This window comes from Aliivibrio kagoshimensis, assembly GCF_050337105.1.
Taxonomy (GTDB): Bacteria; Pseudomonadota; Gammaproteobacteria; order Enterobacterales; family Vibrionaceae; genus Aliivibrio_A; species Aliivibrio_A kagoshimensis.
Window position 1 is genome coordinate 1 of sequence record NZ_JAKJSQ010000061.1, and the last position, 22877, is coordinate 22877.

A 22877-nucleotide genomic window follows, 5' to 3' on the forward strand; every position below is an offset into this window, starting at 1 on the left:
CAATACAAATGATAACTATTATCATTTGTATTGGGTATCTAACTTACTCCATCTTTTCAAGAATCCGTTGCAGCCTTGGACGACTGATTTTTAGGATATCGCACGCTTTTCCCTTATGGCCTTCCACACTAGCAAGTACATCTTGGACATATTTTAACTCAACCATATCAAGGCTCATGTCTGGGGTAGTGACACTTGGCGTTGCTGGGGTGTTTGCTGGCGTACTCGCAATGGCCAGTTCAGTAAAGAGGTCGGGGGTTAAAATCGAGCCATAACAGAGCGCCACGGCCTTGGTTAGAACATTTTCCAGTTCTCTTACATTGCCAGGCCAGTGATATTCAGACAAAAGTGTCATCGTCTCTTGCGACACTTTTTGAACCTTAGTTCCCAAATCTCGGTTGGCTCTTGCTAATAGAACCGGAATCAACGTAATTAAGTCTTCCTTTCTATCCCTAAGGGGCGGAATGTGTATTCGGATCACCTGTAGTCGATAGAAAAGATCTTCACGAAACGCTTTCTCTTTAATCGCTTGATCGAAATCTAGATGAGTTGCGCAAATAATGCGCGTGTCGGTTTTAATGGTCTGTTTGCCGCCAATGGGAGTAAACTCTTTCTCCTGCAGTACTCGTAGAAGTTTAGCTTGAATCGGCATGGCCAATTCACCCACTTCATCGAGAAACAGGGTACCGGTTTTAGCTAATTCAAATTTACCCGTTTGATCGGACACTGCGCCAGTGAAGGATCCTTTCTTGTGGCCAAACATCTCAGACTCAAGCAGGGTTTCCACTAACGCTGCGCAGTTAATCGCTACAAATGGGGCCGCTTTACCTCGACCAGCATTGTGAATTGCTTGGGCAATCATCTCTTTGCCGGTACCTGACTCCCCAGTGATCATTACCGAAGCATTGGTGAGTGCTACTTTTCCAATGGTTTTAAATATCTCTTTCATGGCATGGGATGAACCAATAATAGAGTGTCCGACACTTGTCGGAATGGTAACCGCATCGTTGTCATCAACCTGAACACTTTTTGCAGCTATTACAGCGGTATCAAGTTCATCAAGATCAATCGGCTTATGTATGTATTCATCTGCCCCTTGCTGCATGGCTTCTATGGTACTTTCCATGTCATGAAAAGCAGTGATCATAATGATCTTAGTCTCAGGAGAGAGTGATTTGAACTCTGGAATTCCTTCTAATCCTGATTTTCCGTCCATGCGAATATCTAAAATAATGATATTAGGAGTGAATTGCTGGCAAATAACCAGACCATCATCGACACAATGAGCGGTTTTCACCTGATGGCCTAAAGATTCAAAATGAAGTTGCAAGGTTCTACAGATGCCATGGTCATCATCTACAATGAGTAATTTATCCATTAACGACATCCCTCGCTGAATCAACCAGTGCATTCAATGGCAATTCGATAGTGGCTATGGTGCCTGACATTTCCGTTCTTGGAGCTAAGCGTATATTACCGTGATGGTTCTCTATGATTCTCTTTACAATTGCTAAACCCAAACCCGTTCCTTTTGCTCTTGTGGTAAAAAATGGCTCAAATACTTTATCTGCCAAACAGGGATCTACGGATTGGCCATTATTTTTGATTTCAATAGAAAATCGTGAACCGGACTCTGTGATCAACATGTTGGTGGATACGTCAACTTGAGGGTTCGACTCCATTGATAGAGAAGCAGCCTGTATGGCATTAACGATAACATTTTGTAAAGCTTGACGTAACTTTACGGGATCCGCAAACAAAGTAGGTAGATTGGCAATAAAGGAAAAATTAAGCAATACCTGTTTTTCAGCCGCTAACCGTTGTTGGCTGTTGATCACTAACTGAATCAATTTATTAAGATCAGTCCATTCAGGCTTAGATTGATCAGGTCGAGAATAGGCCATTAGCTCTTCCAGTATCTCTTCCATGTATTTGACCTGCTCTAACGAGATATCAAACAATTCGTCCTTCTCTTTACGCGAGTAGATCTGTAAAGCCATTTTTACCGAACTCAGTGGGTTTCTTAGATCATGAGCGATCATATTGACTACATTGCCTACTGCTGCCAGTTTTTCATGTTGAATTTTTTCATTACGTTCACTTTCAACCTGTGCAGCTAAACGCTTCTCTTCCGTAATATCCTGTTTCACCGCAACAAAGTAGAGCAGTTCACCAGAAACATCCTTTACCGGCGAAATGCTCGCGCGTTCCCAGAATAGGTCGCCGTTCTTTTTACGATTGTGAAACTCACCATGCCAAGCACGTCCATTGGCAATCGTATTCCATAATGTTTTGTAACTGTTCTGTTCCATCTCCCCTGACTGGAGAAATTGGGGGGTTTGACCTATAACTTCCTCTTTAGTGTATTGGGTTAACGTACAGAAAGCTGGGTTTACATAAACAATTTTTCCTGCCAAGTTTGAGATCATCACTGAATTTTGACTCTGCTCGACGGTATGACTGAGCTGCTGTAGATGATCTTGTGTCGCTTTTTTCTCGGTCACGTTCTCACCGATAAAAGTAACCGACTTGGCTTCACCAGACTCATTTTTCGAGAAGGTTGAGGTCCATGATACTAACTGAACGTCCCCGTTTTTATGCTGAACCACCTCTTCAGTATGAGCGCTATCGTGACCGTGTTTAAGTGCGTTGGCCAGTGACGTCGATGCTTCTGATTGCAATGTGGGCGGAATAAACATCTCAACCCAAGGTTTACCAATGACCTCTGTTTTTTCATACCCCGTCATTTGAAGGAAGAAATGGTTACAAAAGCTGATGCTACCATCCGCCTTAACGGTGATGGCCGCCAGCTGTATATTCTCTAAGGTACGTCGAAACTGTTTTTCATAACGTTGCTTACGATTAAGCAAATAATTTTGGTGAGTATGATAACTCAGTAAGGCGACGACTAGGCTAAGACAGAGGCCTGCAAATAGGTAGAGTGACAGATAATGATCACTAAAGCTCGAACGTGCTAAGTTAAGACGCTGTTTAGGAAACACAGAGATGATAGTCCAGCCAGTGGTTGCTTTGGTTTCAATCATGGAAAAGGTGTAAAAATCTTGCTCAAACAAGAGCTGACCACTTTTTTGTTGTTGGATCTCTTTAACCAACCCGTTGGCAATATTATCCAGTGAATTATCCGTATTGAAAATAAATGGACCATCCGTTTGACTCGAGGGCTGGATAATCGCGTCCCCCTCAGGACTGATGAGGTAGAGATGTTCCATAAAACTGGGAGAGACGGTAAGCATTTTATTGATGATGACACTGGCTCTGTAATTCAGAACAATAACCCCCACGCGCTGACCAAATGAATCGAAGACCGGTGCCGCTACACGAATTGTCGGATTAAAGGGTTCCTCGATTGATCCTCCCTCTACATTAAGGTCCAATGGGGAAATATAGACATCACCCGCCGGCAGTAAATTACTACGCTGGAAGTAGTAACGTTTGGATTTGTTTTGTAGCTGAGCTTTATCCACGACTTGTATTTCGCCGTTGCTGTTATTGATCCTGACGACTTCATCGCCAGCGGCATTAATATAGCGAATCTGATCGTAGTTGGGTTTATTATTGCTCAATTCAGAAAAATAGTTGATCAAATGAGACTTATTGAATTGGCTGTTGCTGCTTAAAAAAGTCCCCGTCATATAAGAGAGTGTTTTCGCATCTGAAGACATACTGCTTAAACTTTCGCCCAGCAACTCTTCCATCAGCTCGACGATAACCCTTTCATTATGCAGTGCAAACTCTTGCTGGCTCTCTATGCTGACGAAATAGTGCACGCACATGATAACGGCCAAAGCTAACCAACTAGGCAATAGCCAAAACAGTAACTTGGAAAATGATACCGATTTATTGCGCTCTTGAGGTGGGTCGAGTATAGCGTCCATTCAATAACTCCTCATGGTAAACAGTAAACCGTAGAGTGGGTAAGCTAAGATACGAAAAAGTGCCACAAACGAACAGTCAGTGACACCAAAAATCAGAGCTAGAACCATGCTTTAATCAACTGGCTAATAATCGACCGGCCAGTTGAATACATAAAGGTTGCTGTTGCTGCTCTGCCAACTTCATTTTTTGCGCTAACCTAGGTAATACTTTGTCACGTTGTTGATATAATGCAGTCGCTGCAATCGCATTCGCTTCCTCATCAGTAATCGCTAAATCAATCATGGATTCCAAGGCATCGTCATCATCTGCTATCAGCGCAACGATCTGTAATGCCAGCCTTCTCACGCCACCAGCACTGTCTTCAAAGCAATATATTAAACGGCTGATCGTCGAATCGCGTGATGAAGCTGGAATTTTTTTATGCTCAATCTGCTGCTTTAACGCCATCAAGCTGCTACAACGCACGTGTTCATCTTTATCGCTGATCCCAACCATAAATAATGGCAAGGCTTTATTGAGTGGTAAATACGCTAAAAGCTTGGTCGCAGCCTGTTTCGTAAGGGGATCGCCAAGGTGCATTGCATTTCCCACCGAACCGATGGCACTGCGCACTTCAGGAATTCGCTTCTTGTTGGCAATATGGCTCAAAGCGAGCAGTATCTCTCTCTGCTCTTCCACGGTTGCCCCCAATAGCGCTTCAATCAGTAACTCAACACTGGCTTTCTTTGGCAGTAATCCCAATGAACGTATCACTAATACACGTTGTGTTGCTTGCGGAATCTTTGCAATCTTTCGCCTATTGAGCTGCAAATTATCAGAGGTATTAAAGTGGTCTTTGACAATCTGACTGTACTCACCAAATTCAGGATCCAACTCTTCGACCATCTCGACAATTGGTTTTTCTGGTTTTACCTGCTCAGCATGTAACATAGAGACAACGTTACTCTGTTGAATCACAGATAGCGTAGAGGTGTTCGCCACTTGAGGTGGCTGTTCGCTATCTTCAATAGAGGGCAAGGCACTGTCGTGTTGATCTAATAACTGCTCTAGTGTTGCGACTTCATTATCGCCATCGTTAGCTGGCTCCTCCTGATTCTGAGTTGACGTGATGACATCTGATTGCTCTTCGAAACCAAACATCAAATCACGAACCCACTTTCTCGCAACCCCCGACTGATCCTGAACCATCACCTCAATAATAGCTTGTTGCAGAGTGATTCCAGCGCGCTCTTCGTTGATCATATCAATCAATGACAGTGGGTAGGGTGAATGTTCAAACTTAGCGTGTTCATAATCAAAATTGATTAATAATCGAATAAAGGCCGTTTGATGCTCCAATGAAAGCGAACGTTTCTGCGCCATTTCATAACATCGCTCCGCCGCAATATCTCGTAATGGGTGCTGCTCATCGTGATTAGAGGTTTTACTAATGATCATCTCTACCGTAGCCAAAACAATAGACTCATCAGAACTCAGTAATACATCACTTAACCAGGCATTGTGCTTTTCATTAATGGCTCCTTGATGTTTACTGATTATGTCAAATATCGCAGGTAACGCAGCTTCATCAGCTTGTTGGGCAAAATGAAACAGACGTTCAAGATCCAATTGATCAGCACTTCCAAGTTTGTCGATCTCGCTAATCACTGATTTTTGTATCATCGCTGAGGGCATCTTTAAGCAGCGAATAATATCCCATTGATACTCTGTCGCCCCACGAGCACACAGAGATTTAATCGCGATACTGACTAACTCGTCATCTTCTTCACGCAATAATTTGAACAAAAATACGGTGGCGATCTGCTCAGTTGAGTGGGTAAGTGCACGGGCAAGTCTGCGTTTTTTCATCAATGTAGCAGTGTCTAGTTGATCAATGATATGAGTGGCAGATACTTTTGCAATGCCATTGTATAACGCAGATTCTAATTCAGGCTCAGGATCATGGGTAAGTAATTCAGTAAAGAGTGCTAAGTTGCTTTGAAGCTCACAGTCAGACAGTAACTTCACCGCGATAAGCTGTAGATCCCACCAATCATCCCAGTCTGAACTCATACCCCAGGTGTCTTCATTTTGTCGCCCAGTTGCGATGCCATGTAGGGTAGTTAATGCGTCTTCATGATGCGGTGACTGTGGATCATGCAGATGCTGAGTCGCAATCGCCGTCATGGCAGAGATACGCGCATCGCTTTCAGGGTGGTGCTTAGCAACGTCGCATAGTGATGCGTAATCACCAGAACCGATGGCAACCAATGCATCTGCACTATCAACCACTACATCGGGGTCGTCATGATATAAACACTCATCCAGCTGTTTTTGTGCCTCGACCACGTTACCCATACCAATTGCCCGCGCAGCGTAACAGCGCAGTGCTTCATCACCAGTGGTCAGTAATTCTATCAATTTCTCTTTGATTAACTGATTCGACGCTTTTGTCACTTCACGCTTGGTTAGTTCATCTAACATCACTCAAATCCCTCAATACCATTACTAATGTCTTACTTAACTCTTAACTATTGTTTACTAGTGCATTTTACGTGCCGACTCGTCATCATTTAGGGAAGTTTATTAAATCAAGTGCTTACAAGTAATTACCTTCTCTACACAAACTAGAAAATGGCTGAATTTAACGAAATGATAAATTTGAACGTGTTCCGTTTAATGAATCGTTAAGGTGTCGTTGAAACAAAAAAGGTACACCTTCTATCTTATTGAATAATAAGAGTATTAAATATTCAAAATATTGGCTCACTTTATGCTCTATAGCGGTAGCAATGAACATTACGCTGGAAGCAAAAGGAGCTCAACAATGAAAAAAATGATGATCCTTACCGCTGTAGTAAGCCTCTCATTTTCAGTCATGGCAAAAGATAAAACGGATACCTTTGGTCCGTTGCCTGCACTGAAAATAGACGCCACTAAAGCAGAGTTAGGGAAACGATTGTTCTTTGATACTCGTTTATCAGGGAATACGGCGCTGTCATGTGCATCGTGCCACGTACCAGAAAATGGTTACTCTCACCCTGATGCACTTTCACCTGCATACACAGGAAGTAAGGGGTTTAGAAACGTCCCCACTTTAATTAACAGCGCTTACAAAAAAGTGTGGTTCCACGATGGTCGTTTAGGCACCAACCTAAATGATGTTACCCGTGAAATGATCACCGAAGATTGGTTGATGAATATGGACATGCGCTTGATGCAAGAGCGTATTAAGCAAGATCCAATTTATGTCGATATGTTTAAAAAAGCAGGCTATGGCGAACCATCGAATGGCTCAGTACGTAAAGCTATTCCTGAGTACTTAAAAACGCTTACCTCGAATCCCACTCCGTTTGACAATAACAAGTTAACCAAAGAAGCCAAACGAGGTTTCGAATTGTTCAAAGGCAAAGCGGGCTGCTCATCATGTCATAACGGACCACTGTTTTCTGATGGCAAACCTTATAACACCGGTGTTGCCGAAAACCTTGAGATATTCACTGACCCATATCGTCATCAAACCTTTATTGCTTTTAACATGTTTATGGGGAATGAGAACTACATGAACCTAAAACGTGACGTTGGTGCCTACGTGCAAACCCACCGTATAGATGGCAAAGACATGGGTAAATTCATGACCCCGACACTGCGTGAGTTAACACAGACGGCGCCGTATATGCACAACGGTATGATTAAAACGTTACCTGAAGTGGTTGAGTTTTATAACCAAGGTGGCGGAGTAGACAGTAATAAAGATGCTCGCCTTAAACCGCTTAATTTATCCAAATCAGAACAAGCCTCGCTGGTCGCCTTCCTTGAATCACTGTCAAGCACGCCACTGACGACAGATACTCACGTTTGGTCGCCTAACGACTATAACTATCAGCTTATATCTGACTGGTCTAACACACTAAATTAAGGAGAATACAATGAAACGATCAATATTAACCTTGTCTAGTGTTGTTGTAGCGGCCCTATCGGTGACCTTGTCACCTGCTTCAGCTAAGGATTCAATGACTGCTGAACAGGTAGCAGCCAAGTTAGTCCCGGTAACCCTTGCTAGCATTGACTATCCCGCACTGGCACCTCTAGGGAAGGTACCGACACCTGCTGATAACCCAACCACGCCAGAAAAAGTGGAATTAGGGAAAGTTCTGTTTTTTGATGGCCGCTTGGGTGGAGATACATCGACACCATGTTCTGCTTGTCATAATCCAGCCTTAGGTTGGGATTTCCCATCGGATCTATCGTTGGGCTACCCTGGAACCGTCCACTGGCGAAACAGCCAAACCATTGTTAACTCCGGTTACTACAGTAAGCTCTTTTGGGCTGGCTCAAGTAAATCACTGGAAGGACAAGCGAAAAGTGCGGCTAAAGGCGGCGTTGCAGGTAACGGTGAAGATGATTTAATGGAAGCTCGTTTAGCCCTAGTTCCTGAGTACGTCACTGCATTTAATGAAATCTTTGGTGATAACTATCCAAAGATAAGTAACGCATGGAAAGCCATTGGCGCATTCGAGCGTACATTAGTGCAAACCGACACCCCATTAGATAACTATTTAATGGGTGATGACGGTGCGCTCTCTAAGCAGCAACTTCGTGGAAAGGCGTTATTTGAAGGTAAAGCGAGTTGTATCGCTTGTCACAATGGGGCGTTAGCGTCTGATGAACAGTACTACAACGTCGGTGTTCCTTCTAATTTGCGCTGGGAAACCGATCCAATGGCACAGATTACCTTTAGGTACGAACTCTATGCCAAGGGTTCAACCGAGGAGATGTACCGTCATACCAAAGCGGATCCTGGTGTCTATTTCCGTGGTAAACGTAAAGAGATGAAAGGGAAATTCCGCACACCGAGCCTACGTTACACCAAATACACAGCGCCTTACATGCATAACGGTACCCTTGCCACACTGGCCGACGTCGTAGATTTCTATGATCGTGGTGGTATTGATGCGAACGGACGTACCTCTACATTTAGCGAGTCTAAATCACCATTGATCAAGCCATTAGGTCTCTCTTCCGATGAGAAAGCCGATCTACTTGCATTCCTAGATGCCTTTACTGGTGAACGTCTATTGATGGATTATCCGACCATTCCAGAATACCAACCACTGTTTACTGAGAAGCAGCTCAAGGAGGCAACAAAATGAACCTTGATAAATCAAAACCTAACAAGAGTGAAAGTGCACAAGAGCACCAGAAGTGCATGATGTCCCGCCGGGAATTCTTGATGTATTCAGGTGCAGCAGCAAGTACAGCCAGCATCGTTTCATTGACAATGTTCCCAGGTACGGCACAAGCCACCAGCACTCAAGCTCGAGTGGTTGGATATCCTAGGCTAAAGATTGCCCAACTCAGCGATCTAAAAGATAACGAGCCAGTTTACTTTAACTACCCTGATAATGGCCCGAACTCCCAAGCTATCCTCAGCAAAATGGGAGTACAAGCTGGTGGAGGAATTGGTAAACAGCAGGATGTAGCAGCCTTCTCTTTAATGTGTACCCATCAAGGTGGCCCATTAAACGGTCAATACAAAGTGGTTGGCGAACACCGTGTACTGGGCCAGTGTCCATTCCATCTTTCAACCTTTGATCTTCGAAGACATGGAATCATCGTATCAGGCCAAGCGTACGAAAGCCTACCTCAAGTACTGCTAGAGCTTGATGGTGACGATATCTATGCCGTGGGCATCATGGGTCTGCTATTTGGCCGAACCGATAACATTATTGCGATGCAGGAGGCATAACAATGACCACTAATTTTTATATTCCTGAAGATCACGCACCACTTCCACCTACCAATGCGGAAGTGATCACCACAGCATGTGATTACTGTATCGTGGCGTGTGGTTACAAAGTTTATCGCTGGCCTTTAGAGCAGAGAAATGGAGGCCAGAAAGCCGATCAAAATGCCTTTGGAATTAACTTCCCAAGTGCTCCATTGCAAGCTTGGGTTGCTCCAGCACAGCACAACGTGATCATGCATAACGGCAAACCTCACAATATTATTGTGGTTCCAGATAAAGATACTAAAGCGGTTAACAAATCAGGCGATTCATCAATGCGAGGGGGCCTGCTTGCACAGAAACTCTATAACCCTTCTACGGGTACTAGAGATCGTCTTACACAGCCATTAGTTCGAATTGGAGGTAGTCTACAGCCGGTATCATGGGACTTTGCGTTAGATATTGCCTCTGAAGTGGGTAAGTATGTTATTGATACCCATGGTACTAATGCGTATGGAGTAAAAACATTCTCATACCAGTACATTGAAAATACCTACGCCATTACAAAATATGCACTGCGTCATGTTAATACGGCTAACTTCTCATTCCATGATACCCCATCAGATGTCACTTCTACTCCAGGGTTCCGTGATGCTGGCTTTGATAATTTCGGCCCTAGTTATGATGATTGGGGCGCTGCGGATGTATTAATGGTCTGTGGGACGGATCCATACGAAACCAAAACCATTCTATTCACCCAGTTTATGATGCCTGCGATTCAACGGGGCATGAAAACTGTGATATTGAATCCTCGTGAAACTGCAGGGATCGCCTACATGAAAAAACATGGCGGTTTGCACTTAGACATTAATCCAGGATCTGACAACCTAGTGGTCGGCGCCATTCTTCGCGTCATCATGGACAACGGATGGGAAGATTCAGAGTGGATTAAAAAATGGGTTAATAATAAATGGGAGTCAAATTCAGGTTTTGGACAGGGTACACGTAATACCCCATGGCAGTGGAGAACCACGTGGGGGAAATTCCAAACGGATGGGTTTGAAGATTATAAAAAATGGAATAAAAAACAGAAAGAGTATGATCCAGAATACGCCGCTGAAATGGCGGGCATTGATGTAGATAAGATCTACAAAGCGGCTGAAATGATGGCAAAACCTATTGATGGTAAACGTCCAAAGACCTCAATTGGGATCGAAAAGGGCTTCTATTGGTCAAATAATACCGGGAATACCAACGCTATTTCTACCTTAGCAACCATTGTGGGTGCGGGTGGTAGAGAAGGGCAAGTCGTCGGGCGATTTGGTGGACACCAGCGTGGAGGTCAATCAGGTGGGAAGTTACCTCGTAACAAGTCACCGGAGAAAGTGCCAGGAAGAAGACGCCGTGCATTAGATACGGATAGATATACCTATTCAGGTCATACACGCTTTGCTCACGTTATTGGTACTACATGGATTCAATCTATGTGTGGTAGCCAAGGGCTTCAGAAGAAATTTTGGGAGTTAGTGACGTCTAATCCTCACCAAGTATATACCCATGATAAACAAGAGATCATTGATACCTTAAAACGTCGTGCTGATTCAGGCGGAATGGTCGTGATTAACCAAGATATCTACCTACGCGATCCAATTGGTGCCAAATTTGCGGATATCGTCTTCCCAGCCGCTACATGGGGTGAAGTGGACTTCATGCGTGCTAATGGTGAACGCCGCCTACGTCTTTACCAGCAGTTTGCCGATGCGCCAGGGCATGCTAAGCCTGATTGGTGGATCATTGCTCAACTTGCCAAACGCATGGGATTTGATGGCTTTGATTGGCAGAATTCTAACGATGTGGCTGAAGAGGCTTCTCGATTCAGTCGTGGCAGTCGTAAAGATTTTAATATGATTAAAGTTGCGGCACATGCTGAAGGTAAAACTCTTCATGAAAAACTTAGAGAATACGGAACCGACGGTATACAGGGCCCAGTTTTTTATAACTACGATACGAAGAAGCTGGTTGGGACTAAACGACTGCACGACACGGAAATGACGCAGGAGACACTGGCAGAAAAAGGGCTTACCAATGGTCCTAAAGGGGCCAATGTGCTTAAGAAACAGTTAACTGGATTTAACAGTCAGACGGGTAAAGTAAACTTACAGAAACACCCATGGGATCTGTTCAGTGATTTCTATGCATGGATTCAACCAAAAGGTGACGAACTGTGGTTCTCTAACGGTCGAGTCAATGAGATATGGCAATCAGGTTTTGATGATGTGGAGCGTCGTGCCTACGTGATACAACGTTGGCCAGAAAACTGGGTTGAGATACACCCTGAAGACGCCAAGAAACGTGGGATTGAGTCCGGTGATCAGGTGATGATGTACTCTGATCGTGTTGCCAACTTCAAAGACACCATCCTTGGGGTTCATGCGGATGACTTCCAATTTAGTAAGTTAATGGAAAATGGACATATTAAACTGGATAAAGCCGCCGTCACCGCAGTAGCCATTGTCACACCGGCTACCAAGAAAGGGACACTTTACGCCAATATGATCGATATGCGACAGCCCTCTAACTCGTTAACCACACGTGTGGTTGATCAGATTAGTGGCAACTATAACTTCAAAATGGGGGTTTCAAACATTAAAAAAATTGGGGAGTCTAAATACAAACATGAATTTAGAGCCTTCTCATTTGCGCCAAGAAACATAGTCTAAACCTAAAGCAAGTGGGTATGTTACTCACTTGCTTCTTACTTCCTTACGAATAACTCAATAAAAAAGTCATGTCGTCATATAGCTTTGCTACAATACCGCTAGATTTCTGATTAGGAAGGATATTATGCAGGTATTAGTAACAGGCGGTATGGGCTACATTGGAAGCCATACATGCATTCAGATGATTGAACAGGGTATGACGCCAATCATTGTTGATAATCTCGATAACAGTAAGCAAAGTGTACTTGATAGAATCGAGTTTGTTTCTGGAGTTCGTCCGCTATTTTATCAAGGTGATATAAGAGACAAAGCATTCTTAGACACACTGTTCGCTAAGCATACTATCGACTCAGTGATTCATTTCGCTGGCTTAAAAGCGGTTGGCGAATCCGTAGCGAAACCTCTAGAGTATTACGATAACAATGTGACTGGAACACTAGTTCTTGTCGATGCCATGCGTAGAGCAGGTGTTAACTCAATTATTTTTAGCTCTTCAGCTACCGTTTATGGCGATCCGGCTTCTGTCCCTATCAATGAGTCTTTTCCTACCAGCGCTACCAATCCATACGGACGCAGTAAGCTAATTGTAGAAGAGTGCTTAACCGATTTTCAAATGGCCAATCCAGACTGGAGTATAACTCTGCTGCGCTACTTTAATCCCGTGGGTTCGCACCCAAGTGGTGAGTTGGGCGAGGATCCTCAAGGGATCCCTAACAACTTAATGCCATTTATTTCACAAGTCGCCATTGGCCGCCGTGAATTTTTATCGGTTTTTGGTGATGATTACGCCACCACCGATGGTACCGGTGTGCGTGATTACATCCATGTACTTGATCTTTCTGCTGGTCATATTGCAGCGCTTAATAAAGTGGGAAGTCAGCCAGGATTACACACCTATAACTTAGGCACTGGAATTGGCTACAGCGTTTTAGAGATGGTTAACGCCTTTGAGCAAGCATCTGGTGCAGACGTGGCTTACCGTATCGTTGAGAGAAGACCAGGCGATATCGCAGAGTGTTGGGCCGACCCAACTAAAGCGAAAACTGAATTAGAATGGTCTGCAAAATTCGACCTTCAACAGATGACAGTTGATACTTGGAACTGGCAACAAAAAAACCCAACAGGTTATCCTGATTAGTACCCAAAAGTGGGAAAAGCATAACTTTTTCCACTTTTTTCCATCTTTTTTCAAGATAGTCGCACAAATTTCATACATTCCTCACCATATTGTAGGCAAAGATGTTAACATTGCGCCGCAATCGACTGATTGATGTGTTTAATTGAGGAAGAAAAAATGGAAATCGTGCTTTTAGTTGTTTTTGTAGTAGCTGCTTTTATCATGGTGAGAAAAGAGATGAAAAAGAGTTAATCTAAGGCATGATTTAACTGCGCCTTAGACTAGGTTTATAACCGTAATAACATATCAACGACGCCATCTTCCATCTGTATATCGATCTCGAACCCTAGTTTTTGAGCTAGTAGAATCATTCCCCGATTATTTGGCATCGTCATACCTGAGATACTTTTAGTCCCGTGATCTGTGCAATACTCAATGATCTTTGTCATTAAGATCCTGCCCAAGCCATGACCTTTTAGATCGGAACGTACCAAAACAGCAAACTCTGCATCAATATTTTCCGGATCCGCCACTGCACGTGCGACCGCTATAATTGTCTCTTCACCACCGTCCATCGTTGTTGCAACAAATGCCATTTCTCGGTCGTAATCGATCTGAGTCAAGTTGGCCAAAGCTTCATGATTTAACTCACCCACATCTGAGAAAAAACGCTTATAGAGATCATCGACTGAGACATTTGAAATGAATTCAGCATGTTTAGGTTCATCTTCAGGCAGAATAGGGCGCAGCAATACATCAGAGCCATCTTTGAGTGTCACCACTTGTTCAAGTTCATCTGGGTAAGGGCGAATTGCTAACCGTTGATGCGAACTCCCTTCAAAAGGCGCTAAGCACAGCTCTGCATCAATAATGGTCAAATCACTGCCTGAAATAAGTAGAGGATTAATGTCTAATTCAATGATCTCAGGGCAATCTATGATCATCTGAGACAATCTCACTAAAAATGCACTCAACTCATCAATATTCATTTTATCAGGTCGATTCTGATTTCTAATTTTTCCACTTTTGATTGCATTAACCACTAAATAGCGAGCTAACGCCGTATTTAATGGCGGAATGGCTACTGCGGCATCACGGTTATCATCCCATTCAGATCCTCCTTCGCCTAACAAGATCACGGGACCGAAGATAGGATCACTGTTCACTTTGACTCTAAGTTCCTGAGCGCCTGCACGGTTGGCCATAGATTGAACCACTAAACCATCAATTCGGGCGGCAGGGTAACTTAATTGAACCCTATCTAATATCGCCTGTGCGCCACTTGCCACCTCTTGAGCACTATTAAGACTGAGCATGATTCCTTGAACGTCTGATTTATAAGGGATGTCCGGTGACCTCAATTTAACCGCTACCGGGTAGCCAATATTTTCAGAGATATGTGTCGCTTCTGACGTATCTAAAGCAATCCAGGTCTCAAGTGCTGAAAAGCCATAATATGAGAACAAGGTTTGAAGTTGATGGGTATCGAGTTTATATTCACTTTTATCAAGACGTTTGTTGATCCATTGATGTGCTTTGGCTTTGTTGTCCTTTGAAATATGTCCCGTAGAAGTCGGTGTTTCCATGAGCTGTTTTTGGTTGCGTCGATACTCAACCAAGTGTGCAAACGCTGCCACTGAACTTTCTGGTGTTCGATAAGTAGGGAATCCAGCTTGAGTAAATAGCAATCTGGCCCCTTTGGCACTGTTTTCGCCCGACCAGTTTGTAAGGATATTATAGTGCTTACTTTTTGGGTGTTTTTTGATCACTTCAATGATCCGTTTCGCGGCCTCTTTTGATGGCGAGATCGCAGAAGGGCAGTGCATGATCAACAATGCATCGAAGTTACCGTCATTTAACAAGATCTCCAATACCTGACAATAACGCTCTATACTGGCATCACCCAATAGATTTATCGGATTCTCTGTTGACCAACTTTTCGGCAATACCAAATCTAAAGCAGTAACCGTTTCAGGTAGAAGTGTCGCTAATTTCCCTCCACGTTGCATCAAAGTATCAACAGCCATTGTCGCCGGACCATGACCATTGGACATAATGGCTAAACGCTCACCACGAAGAGGAACCGAGTGCGCCAATGTCTCTACCGCCGCGAACAGCTCATGAGTATTTGGAACTCTGAGCATACCAGCACGGCGTATTGCAGAATCATAGACCACATCAAGACTGTATAGATCTTTAGAGTGCAAAACAGCGGCTCGACCGCCTTGTCGACTATTGCCACTTTTAAGAACGAGTATTCTGCGATTTCTTGAAGCAGCTCGCGCGGCAGACATGAATTTTCTAGCGTCTGATATTGAGTCGATATAAAGCAAAATTGCATCCGTTTTGCTATCAGTACATAAGGTATCGAGCAGTTCAGAAAAATCGATGTCTGCGGTATCCCCCAAAGAGATAAACGATGAGAACCCAATTCTTTTTTCATTTGCCCAGTCGAGGATGGTCGTACAGACTGCAGAAGACTGAGAAACAAAGGCAATATTTCCTTTTAAGGCAGTAATCGGGGAGAACGACGCGTTTAAGTTCAGCCAAGGAAGAATAATGCCGAGACTATTTGGCCCCAACAGACGGATACCATATTCTGCAGCAATAAGTTTACATCGATCCAGAGCCGTCTCTCCGTTTTCATCGACGTCAATCGACATCTCAGAAGAGAGTAAAATAGCGGCTTTGACCCCTTTCTCTCCTAACTCTTGGAGTAACTGAGGATTACGCATGGCATTGGTACACAGTACCGTTAAATCTGGAATGATGGGCATATCAGAGATGGAAGCGTAGGCCAGAACGCCACGAACAGAGTGATACTTAGGAGTGACAGGAATAATTGGACCATTAAAGCCTGCAGATAACAGATTACGCATGACTATATTGCCCGCACGGTACTCAGTATCAGATGCCCCAACAATAGCAACAGACGTCGGTTTAAGTAACTTGTGTAACGTTTGCATATCTCTCTCCAGATGTTACTCAACATTTCGCTACTTTGTTCTTATATTGTACGAAAAACTAAACCTTTGGTATTCAATCTGTTGTGTCGTTGTGATCTAAGTTTACTTTATCAAGTTACCTTGGTATTTTGGTAACACTCTTAAGTTAAGATGTGACACGCCGCCAGTTGCGCACCTCTTAATATAATCAATCGTTGCAAGCTACTTCGCTCAAGGGCAAAATGGCTTTAGATTTCTAACTATGTGAAAATTAAAATGAATAAAATCGCAGTTATTACCTTATCAATGTTACTCGCCGGTTGTGCTACTGATACCTATGTAACCGATATCACCACCGAATCTGAAACAGAAGTGTATGCACATGCGAAAACTCAGAGCGCACCTGCACAAACTGAAATGAAAGAAACACCTGCCCCTGTTGAACAGAGTATCTCTCCAACGGCAGCACAAACCGAAGCCGTTGAAACTTCAGCGATAGAAAAAAGCTCAACGTCCAATACTGTCTCTCTGGCGCCACCTGTAAAAAGCAATAAAGCGCCACATACTGACTCTTCTTTCACTCTGCAGATTGTCTCATTACTCAACAATGCACGTCTTGATGAATATTTAAAGAATATGCCAAACCGTGAGCAGTTGTGGGTCAATGACAAAATGGTTAACGGTAAGAATTGGACCAGTGTACTTTACGGTAATTTCAATACTAAGGCTGAAGCCAAAGCTGCCATTCCTTATTTACCTGAAGCGATCAGAATGCAGAAGCCATTCCCGCGCAGCATTAAGAGTATTAAGCAGTCACAGTATCCAGACATCATAAAAGTAAACTAGTAGATTAAGGAGCTTCGGCTCCTTTTTTGTTGTACACCACTTCTGAGCTTATGCAGCTTGGAGTTTAACCTTTCTCAAAAAGCGATTATCATAGTCTATTCGCTGTTCTCAGACATTCTCAGTATGATTTGGAAATATGGCACATGAACAAAATTAATGTATTACTTCTTTGTGGCGGGGCAGGATCAGAGCATGAAGTCTCTCTTGTCTCTTCAGCATTCTTAGAACAACAGCTAGCTGAAATTGATGGTCTCAACGTTTTCCCTGTTGAAATCAAAGAATCAGGATGGTTTCAGAAGCACACTTCGTTACCTTGCCATTTTACAGTTGATGGTGCATTAACGATGGATAACAAGAAAACCATTATCGATTACGCAATTCCATGCATTCATGGCTTCCCAGGTGAAACTGGCGATATCCAATCTCTTTTTGCCATGTCAAAAACCCCATTCCTTGGTTGTGATGCGCAATCGAGCACTAACAGCTTTAATAAAATAACCTCTAAGCTTTGGTATGACGCATTAGACATTCCAAATACTCCCTACCTTTTTCTCAGTGAGCAAAGCTCAGAGAGCATAGAGAAGGCTAAATCAGCACTCAAAAAATGGAATAAAGTCTTTGTTAAAGCGGCGTGTCAAGGGTCATCAGTAGGATGCTACAGCGTCACTAATGAGGGTGAATTGCTCACTGCTATCGACAATGCTTTTACCTATTCAGACCAAGTTTTAATTGAACAGTCTGTGATACCACGTGAACTTGAAGTGTCAGCTTATGAGTATCAAGGTGAATTGTTTGTCACCAACCCTGGAGAGATCCGTGCGCCTGAAGGTAAGTTTTACACCTATGAAGAGAAATACAGCACAGATAGTCACTCAACAACGACGTTAGAAGTTAGCGATCTTTCTCCCGACCACCTCGCGACAATTCAGCACTGTGCTCAAAAAGTGTTTAAACAGATGAAACTTAAAGATTTGGCTCGAATTGATTTCTTCCTAACTGAAGAGAATAAAATCTATCTCAATGAAGTCAATACCTTTCCTGGCATGACACCAATTTCGATGTTCCCGAAACTGATGGAGCACAATGGATTAAAGTTCAAAGCCTTTTTGCAATCGGCAATCTATAGTGCGGTAAAAGAAAAATAGGGTAGAGAGCGAACTTACTTTACTAAGCCAAGCCATTAATCCCAAGGTTTGGCTTTTTTATATTTACGCTTCTCTTGTTCAGCAGTGGGTTTGTTTCCTAAGTATTGAGCTGGCATTGCCGGGCTAGCCCAACGTCCAAAAGTTTGAATCTCTTTTAATGCATAACCTTGTTGCGCGAGCTCTTGAGTCGCACCAACTCGAGTCGATTGACCAGAAAACTTGACCTTCAAACCTAGCTCATCACTGGCTCTACGAACAATGCGATAGATAGATGAATCGTTGAGCACTTCAACGCCTACCGTGCCATGACGGTTAATACTTCTGAACACGATCCCGTTGTGAATATTCGCCATGTTAATCCAACGTACTAAATAACCTGAAGCAGATTGACTGAGTGCATAGGTCACTTGATCGATATCTAGCGTCACAATGTCACTTTCACCATAAGCGATCTGATTGGTTTGAAGGGACTTGAGTTCGGAACGTTTTATCATGGTTTCAAACATAATATTCCAGACACACACATCTCTTATGTCTTTAATATCCTCTGAATGGCCTAGCTTTTCGTTCAACGTTTCAAGATGGACCAGTTGAAAAGGGGCCGCTTGTTTTGCATCATCTTTTTTCTCTAGGCGCAATTCTTGCAAGAGAAATTTAACCTGTCGGTGGTTGGTTGGATCAGACAAGTCGTTACAACGATGGATGATACCAATCGAGATGAGGTAGCGTTTCAACGTAGATAATTTACGTGTTTGACGCTGACTTTGTATATAAAGCCTAACGGCAGTGACTGATGAAGGAAAAGGGGAAACCGATTTGAGCTGACAAAATTCAACAAAACGATTCCAATCATTAATGATAGAAATCAGTGAATTGCTTGAATAGTTGTCGCCAGTTAACTGCTTTAATAGCTGGTCATCTGTAATTACCGAGCTGAAGTAGGCTTTGCTTAGTTTGAGGTCAACATCGTTGCTCATTTTATGCCCTGTTAGAGATCCCTTTAAATTCATCCCTAACTATAAATTAATTCGGGTCGAGAAACGACTGCATTTTTATGGTATAAATGTCGAAATAAAGAAAATTACATTAATTAAACATGGGGTTACCTATGAGTCAAGTTTTTCATCGTGGATACAGTATTGAGAACAAATCTGATGATGCTAACGCTTGGAGAGTGCGTTTACAGAATAAAGTACTGATAGGGAATATCACAGCAGTAAAAAAATCTATCGATTGGTGGACCGATGCTGCGGTTCTTATTGACCCTGCAGAGTTTAACGAAAGCGGTGAACTGATTAATGAAGGAGAAACTGCCGAGAATTCCAAGGTCCAAGTTCAAAAAATGGAATATAAAGGCTATATTTTCAGTAACGATTCAGAACAATCGAAAGAGTGGTATTTTATGCATGGTGGTAGATTGATTAAAGGGAGCCAAAAGGCACTTCAAGATTATATCGATCGCTTCAACAAAGCCTCTAAAAAACAATAAATTTTCATACTTAACGTAAGTCGAGCAGAATCATGTCATTAGTATATTCAACAGAGACCGGTCGCATCACACCGGAGAAAGAACAAGTACAGCGTCCAAAAGGTGATGGCGTTGTGCGTATACAGCGTGAATCTAAAGGTCGAAAAGGAAAAGGGGTCTGTATCATAACAGGCCTAGACCTAGACGATAAAGCCCTGAAACTAGTGGCTGTAGCGCTCAAAAAAGTATGTGGTTGTGGTGGCGCAGTAAAAAACGGTACGATTGAAATCCAAGGTGATAATCGCGACAAGATTAAAGATTACCTTGTCAAACAAGGACACACTGTTAAATTCTCAGGCGGTTAATACCAATATAGGAGCCATAATGCTAAATCTTTCTCTCTTTTCTGAGTTATCCCCAACGGATTATGCCAATGTATTAAAGCGTGATCATTTCATGGATTTTGGTATCAAAGCATTGTGGCCAAATACACCGCGAGTTTGTGGCCCGGCATTTACTGTTCAGTTGGCTCCTGGTGATCATTTAATGTTACATATGGCGATCCATCAGGCTCCTGAAGGATCCATCATTGTTGCATCTGGTTGTGGTAATGATCTTGCCGCTGCTGGCGGTAATGTATGTGCAGTAGCCAAGAAACGCGGAATTGCAGGTTTCATTATCGATGGTGTTGTTCGAGACATTGCTGAGATACGTGAAAATCAGTTTCCAGTTTTTGCCCGTGGTGTATTCCCAGTACCAGGAAACAAAATGTTCATTTCACCGCTTGAAACACCGATCATATGCGGAGGAGCAAATGTAGAATCTGGCGACATCATTGTGGCAGATGAAGAGGGCATTGTAGTCATACCGAAGCAGCGCTCAGAAGAAATTTACTCTCTTGTAAAAGCAAAGTTCGATGCCGAACAAAGTATGACACTTGAACAGTGGCAGCAGCACCATATTGAACGTATTACTAGCGCTTACAATAAGCAATCAACGTAAAGGATTTACATGCCTTACACCATCCGCATTGACCACACACCCAGTGAGAGTGATCTCGATATTTTAGGAAAAGGTCTTGATGACTTTACCGAGAATATTGCAGGCATTGAAGAGCGCAAAAACATCACGTTTTTCTTAAAAGATGATAATAACGAGATTATGGGCGGCATTACAGGTGCCTATGGAAATTATGATTGGTTATGGGTCGGTACCTTATGGATATCTGACGCCGTTCGCGGTCAAGGCTATGGCGAACAGTTGCTGTACGCCATTGAGCAAGAAGCAGTTAAAAATGGCTGTGGCAATGCCTACCTGAACAGCTTCAGTTTCAGCGCTGTCGAGTTCTACAAAAAGAATGGATACACCGTATACGCAGAGCTTGAAGATTTTCCACCAGGACACAATCTAAACAGCTTAAGAAAAAAGCTTATCCTTGATAAATAACAGCAGTGAGGCCGCATTAGTGTCCTCACCTGATAAGCATTTAACATAATGCACGTAATGCGCACTTTAATTGTAGGCCCAATTTAGTAATGTCCGGTTTGAGCAATTTTAAAATGTCCTCTTATGCTTATTGAACCCCATGAGTTTGAGGACCTCAAACAATGTTGATCCCTATGAGTGACCGCGACATAGTAACGTTCAATCACTGGTATCGAGTAACGCGATTATTGTCAGTGGTAAGGATGCGCAGATAAAATCAGTGGATGCACTCATAGGCGTCATTGACCAAAAGCAGCAGCTTGTTTTTATCGAATCCATCATTACAGAAACTCTACTCGATGATAATCAAGAACTGGGCGTTAACCTCTCATCTGCTATGGATGGAACAGGCTTTAACTTTGCAACCAATGTGATTTCAGCGTTTAACCCAAACAAATATGCACACGCTATCTATAACGGCGGCGATTTCAGCGCACTAATAAAAGCGGTATCAAAATCTGAGAATACCACCCTACTTTCCAAGCCTCACATACTGATATTAGACAGAGAGCAAGGCTACATTAGCGTAGGTCAAAACGTGCCATTTCTTGTGGCAACAGACACCACTGACGCAGGGAAAGTAACACAACGAATAGAACGTCGTGATGTGGGTATATCGCTCTCAGTCGTGCCTCACATCATCGGTAACAGTGTGATACTGAAAATATCGCAAGAATCATCGAGTGTGAGCAATTCGGCTATTGCATCGGACATCATCACCAACAAGCGGACAGTACAGACGACGGTGAGCGTTCAGAGCGGTCAAACCATTTCATTAGGGGGATTGATATCAGGTGAGGATAAAGTGTCAATATCAGGCATACCGCTGCTTATGGATATTCCGTTTCTCGGTGAGTTGTTCAAGTCAAAGCAAGTGTCTAAGGTGCAAAAAGAGCTAATGGTGATCATTAAAACCACCATCCTTTAAAGTGATTGCAAAACTTAACCAGGATTAACCGGTAGCTAGTTACTTTTGCAATCATAAATGATTTTCCTCCAGGAACATCAAGAAAATTATGCTATCATTATTTCCCCTGGCAAAGTCTGCAGAAAGGAAAAATGATGGCAATTACGATTAGAGATACAGAAAAGCATGAAAAAATGCTTACAGAGCTCAAAGCGCTGACCAATAAAGCAACGGCGTCAGGCTCACTGATTGAGGGCGGTTACATGTCAGTAAAATACCACTCCATGTACACCAATGAGAAAAAACGCAATGAACAACTAACACAACAATTGAATGAGCTAGAACGCAAGGTTCAACGTTATTTCGATTCGTTAGATGAATTGCGTCCTAAGTGTTAACGCTACTGCATATATGACGGTCTGCCATGGTGTACGGTGGGACATCCGCCCCTATAAGCAATAAAGCGGCTCAATTGGGCGATTATGTTTAAAGCTCAAAGAAATATACCCTTTTCCTGCTAGACCTCTTTTATCTGTACGTTTAAATGACTTATTATTTAACTTAGAGTTAACCTCTAGATGTAATAGTTTTAATCAGTTTTATGATTATATCTACTTTATCTATTAAAACTGTTTCATTA

At 42.9% G+C, this 22877-nt stretch carries 18 protein-coding genes; 13 read left to right on the forward strand and 5 right to left on the reverse strand.

Going from position 1 to position 22877, the window contains the following annotated elements:
- Positions 1–43 precede the first annotated feature (43 nt).
- From L4C32_RS16435 to L4C32_RS16445, 3 genes are all read right to left on the reverse strand, one after another.
- Positions 44–1378, reverse strand: a complete 1335-nt coding sequence (locus tag L4C32_RS16435) for a sigma-54-dependent transcriptional regulator (protein WP_428197981.1) — start codon at positions 1376–1378, stop codon at positions 44–46.
- Positions 1371–3896 (reverse strand): PAS domain S-box protein, encoded by a 2526-nt coding sequence (locus L4C32_RS16440; protein WP_428197982.1) that lies wholly within the window; start codon positions 3894–3896, stop codon positions 1371–1373. Before L4C32_RS16440 ends, L4C32_RS16435 begins: the two co-directional genes overlap by 8 nt.
- A gap of 115 nt (positions 3897–4011) precedes the next feature.
- Positions 4012–6360 carry a HEAT repeat domain-containing protein gene (locus L4C32_RS16445; RefSeq protein ID WP_428197983.1) on the reverse strand — a complete coding sequence of 783 codons (2349 nt, stop codon included), beginning with the start codon at positions 6358–6360 and terminating at the stop codon, positions 4012–4014.
- Positions 6361–6703: 343 nt separating this feature from the next.
- Between L4C32_RS16445 and L4C32_RS16450 the strand changes: the two genes are divergently transcribed.
- The 5 genes from L4C32_RS16450 (at position 6704) to galE (ending at position 13462) form a co-directional block, all read left to right on the forward strand.
- On the forward strand, positions 6704–7795 hold the full coding sequence (locus L4C32_RS16450) for a cytochrome-c peroxidase (RefSeq protein WP_428197984.1): 1092 nt from the start codon (positions 6704–6706) through the stop codon (positions 7793–7795).
- Between the two features lie 10 nt (positions 7796–7805).
- The gene (locus L4C32_RS16455; RefSeq protein ID WP_428197985.1) at positions 7806–9029 is read left to right on the forward strand and encodes a cytochrome-c peroxidase; all 1224 of its coding nucleotides are present in this window, start codon (positions 7806–7808) and stop codon (positions 9027–9029) included.
- Entirely contained in the window at positions 9026–9625 is a 600-nt protein-coding gene (locus L4C32_RS16460) for an arsenate reductase (azurin) small subunit (protein WP_428197986.1), read from the forward strand. The genes L4C32_RS16455 and L4C32_RS16460 overlap by 4 nt, the downstream gene beginning before the upstream one ends.
- A 2-nt stretch (positions 9626–9627) precedes the next feature.
- The gene (locus L4C32_RS16465; RefSeq protein WP_428197987.1) at positions 9628–12324 is read left to right on the forward strand and encodes an arsenate reductase (azurin) large subunit; all 2697 of its coding nucleotides are present in this window, start codon (positions 9628–9630) and stop codon (positions 12322–12324) included.
- 124 nt (positions 12325–12448) lie between these two features.
- Positions 12449–13462, forward strand: coding sequence for a UDP-glucose 4-epimerase GalE (gene galE / locus L4C32_RS16470; protein WP_428197988.1), 1014 nt, complete (start codon positions 12449–12451; stop codon positions 13460–13462).
- 266 nt (positions 13463–13728) lie between these two features.
- On the opposite strand, the gene L4C32_RS16475 is transcribed toward galE, so the two are convergent.
- Positions 13729–16407 (reverse strand): bifunctional acetate--CoA ligase family protein/GNAT family N-acetyltransferase, encoded by a 2679-nt coding sequence (locus L4C32_RS16475; protein WP_428197989.1) that lies wholly within the window; start codon positions 16405–16407, stop codon positions 13729–13731.
- A 255-nt stretch (positions 16408–16662) separates the two neighbouring features.
- Here L4C32_RS16475 and L4C32_RS16480 point away from each other — a divergent pair, with 255 nt between their 5' ends.
- Entirely contained in the window at positions 16663–17232 is a 570-nt protein-coding gene (locus L4C32_RS16480; protein ID WP_428197990.1) for an SPOR domain-containing protein, read from the forward strand.
- Positions 17233–17375: 143 nt separating this feature from the next.
- Positions 17376–18377: a D-alanine--D-alanine ligase gene (locus L4C32_RS16485; RefSeq protein WP_428197991.1), complete on the forward strand. Its 1002-nt coding sequence runs from the start codon at positions 17376–17378 to the stop codon at positions 18375–18377.
- Between the two features lie 35 nt (positions 18378–18412).
- Here the strand turns inward: L4C32_RS16485 and L4C32_RS16490 are convergent, their stop codons facing one another.
- Positions 18413–19354: a tyrosine-type recombinase/integrase gene (locus L4C32_RS16490; protein WP_428197992.1), complete on the reverse strand. Its 942-nt coding sequence runs from the start codon at positions 19352–19354 to the stop codon at positions 18413–18415.
- A gap of 131 nt (positions 19355–19485) precedes the next feature.
- Between L4C32_RS16490 and L4C32_RS16495 the strand changes: the two genes are divergently transcribed.
- The 6 genes from L4C32_RS16495 (at position 19486) to L4C32_RS16520 (ending at position 22635) form a co-directional block, all read left to right on the forward strand.
- The gene (locus tag L4C32_RS16495) at positions 19486–19866 is read left to right on the forward strand and encodes a DUF3319 domain-containing protein (protein WP_428197993.1); all 381 of its coding nucleotides are present in this window, start codon (positions 19486–19488) and stop codon (positions 19864–19866) included.
- A gap of 32 nt (positions 19867–19898) precedes the next feature.
- Positions 19899–20210 carry a stress response translation initiation inhibitor YciH gene (gene yciH / locus L4C32_RS16500; protein ID WP_428197994.1) on the forward strand — a complete coding sequence of 104 codons (312 nt, stop codon included), beginning with the start codon at positions 19899–19901 and terminating at the stop codon, positions 20208–20210.
- A gap of 19 nt (positions 20211–20229) precedes the next feature.
- A complete protein-coding gene (locus L4C32_RS16505) occupies positions 20230–20847 on the forward strand; it encodes an RraA family protein (RefSeq protein WP_428197995.1) in 618 nt (205 codons plus the stop codon).
- A 9-nt stretch (positions 20848–20856) separates the two neighbouring features.
- A complete protein-coding gene (locus tag L4C32_RS16510) occupies positions 20857–21291 on the forward strand; it encodes a GNAT family N-acetyltransferase (RefSeq protein ID WP_428197996.1) in 435 nt (144 codons plus the stop codon).
- A 259-nt stretch (positions 21292–21550) separates the two neighbouring features.
- On the forward strand, positions 21551–22258 hold the full coding sequence (locus L4C32_RS16515; protein WP_428197997.1) for a hypothetical protein: 708 nt from the start codon (positions 21551–21553) through the stop codon (positions 22256–22258).
- Between the two features lie 134 nt (positions 22259–22392).
- The gene (locus L4C32_RS16520; RefSeq protein ID WP_428197998.1) at positions 22393–22635 is read left to right on the forward strand and encodes a hypothetical protein; all 243 of its coding nucleotides are present in this window, start codon (positions 22393–22395) and stop codon (positions 22633–22635) included.
- The last annotated feature ends 242 nt before the right edge of the window (positions 22636–22877 follow it).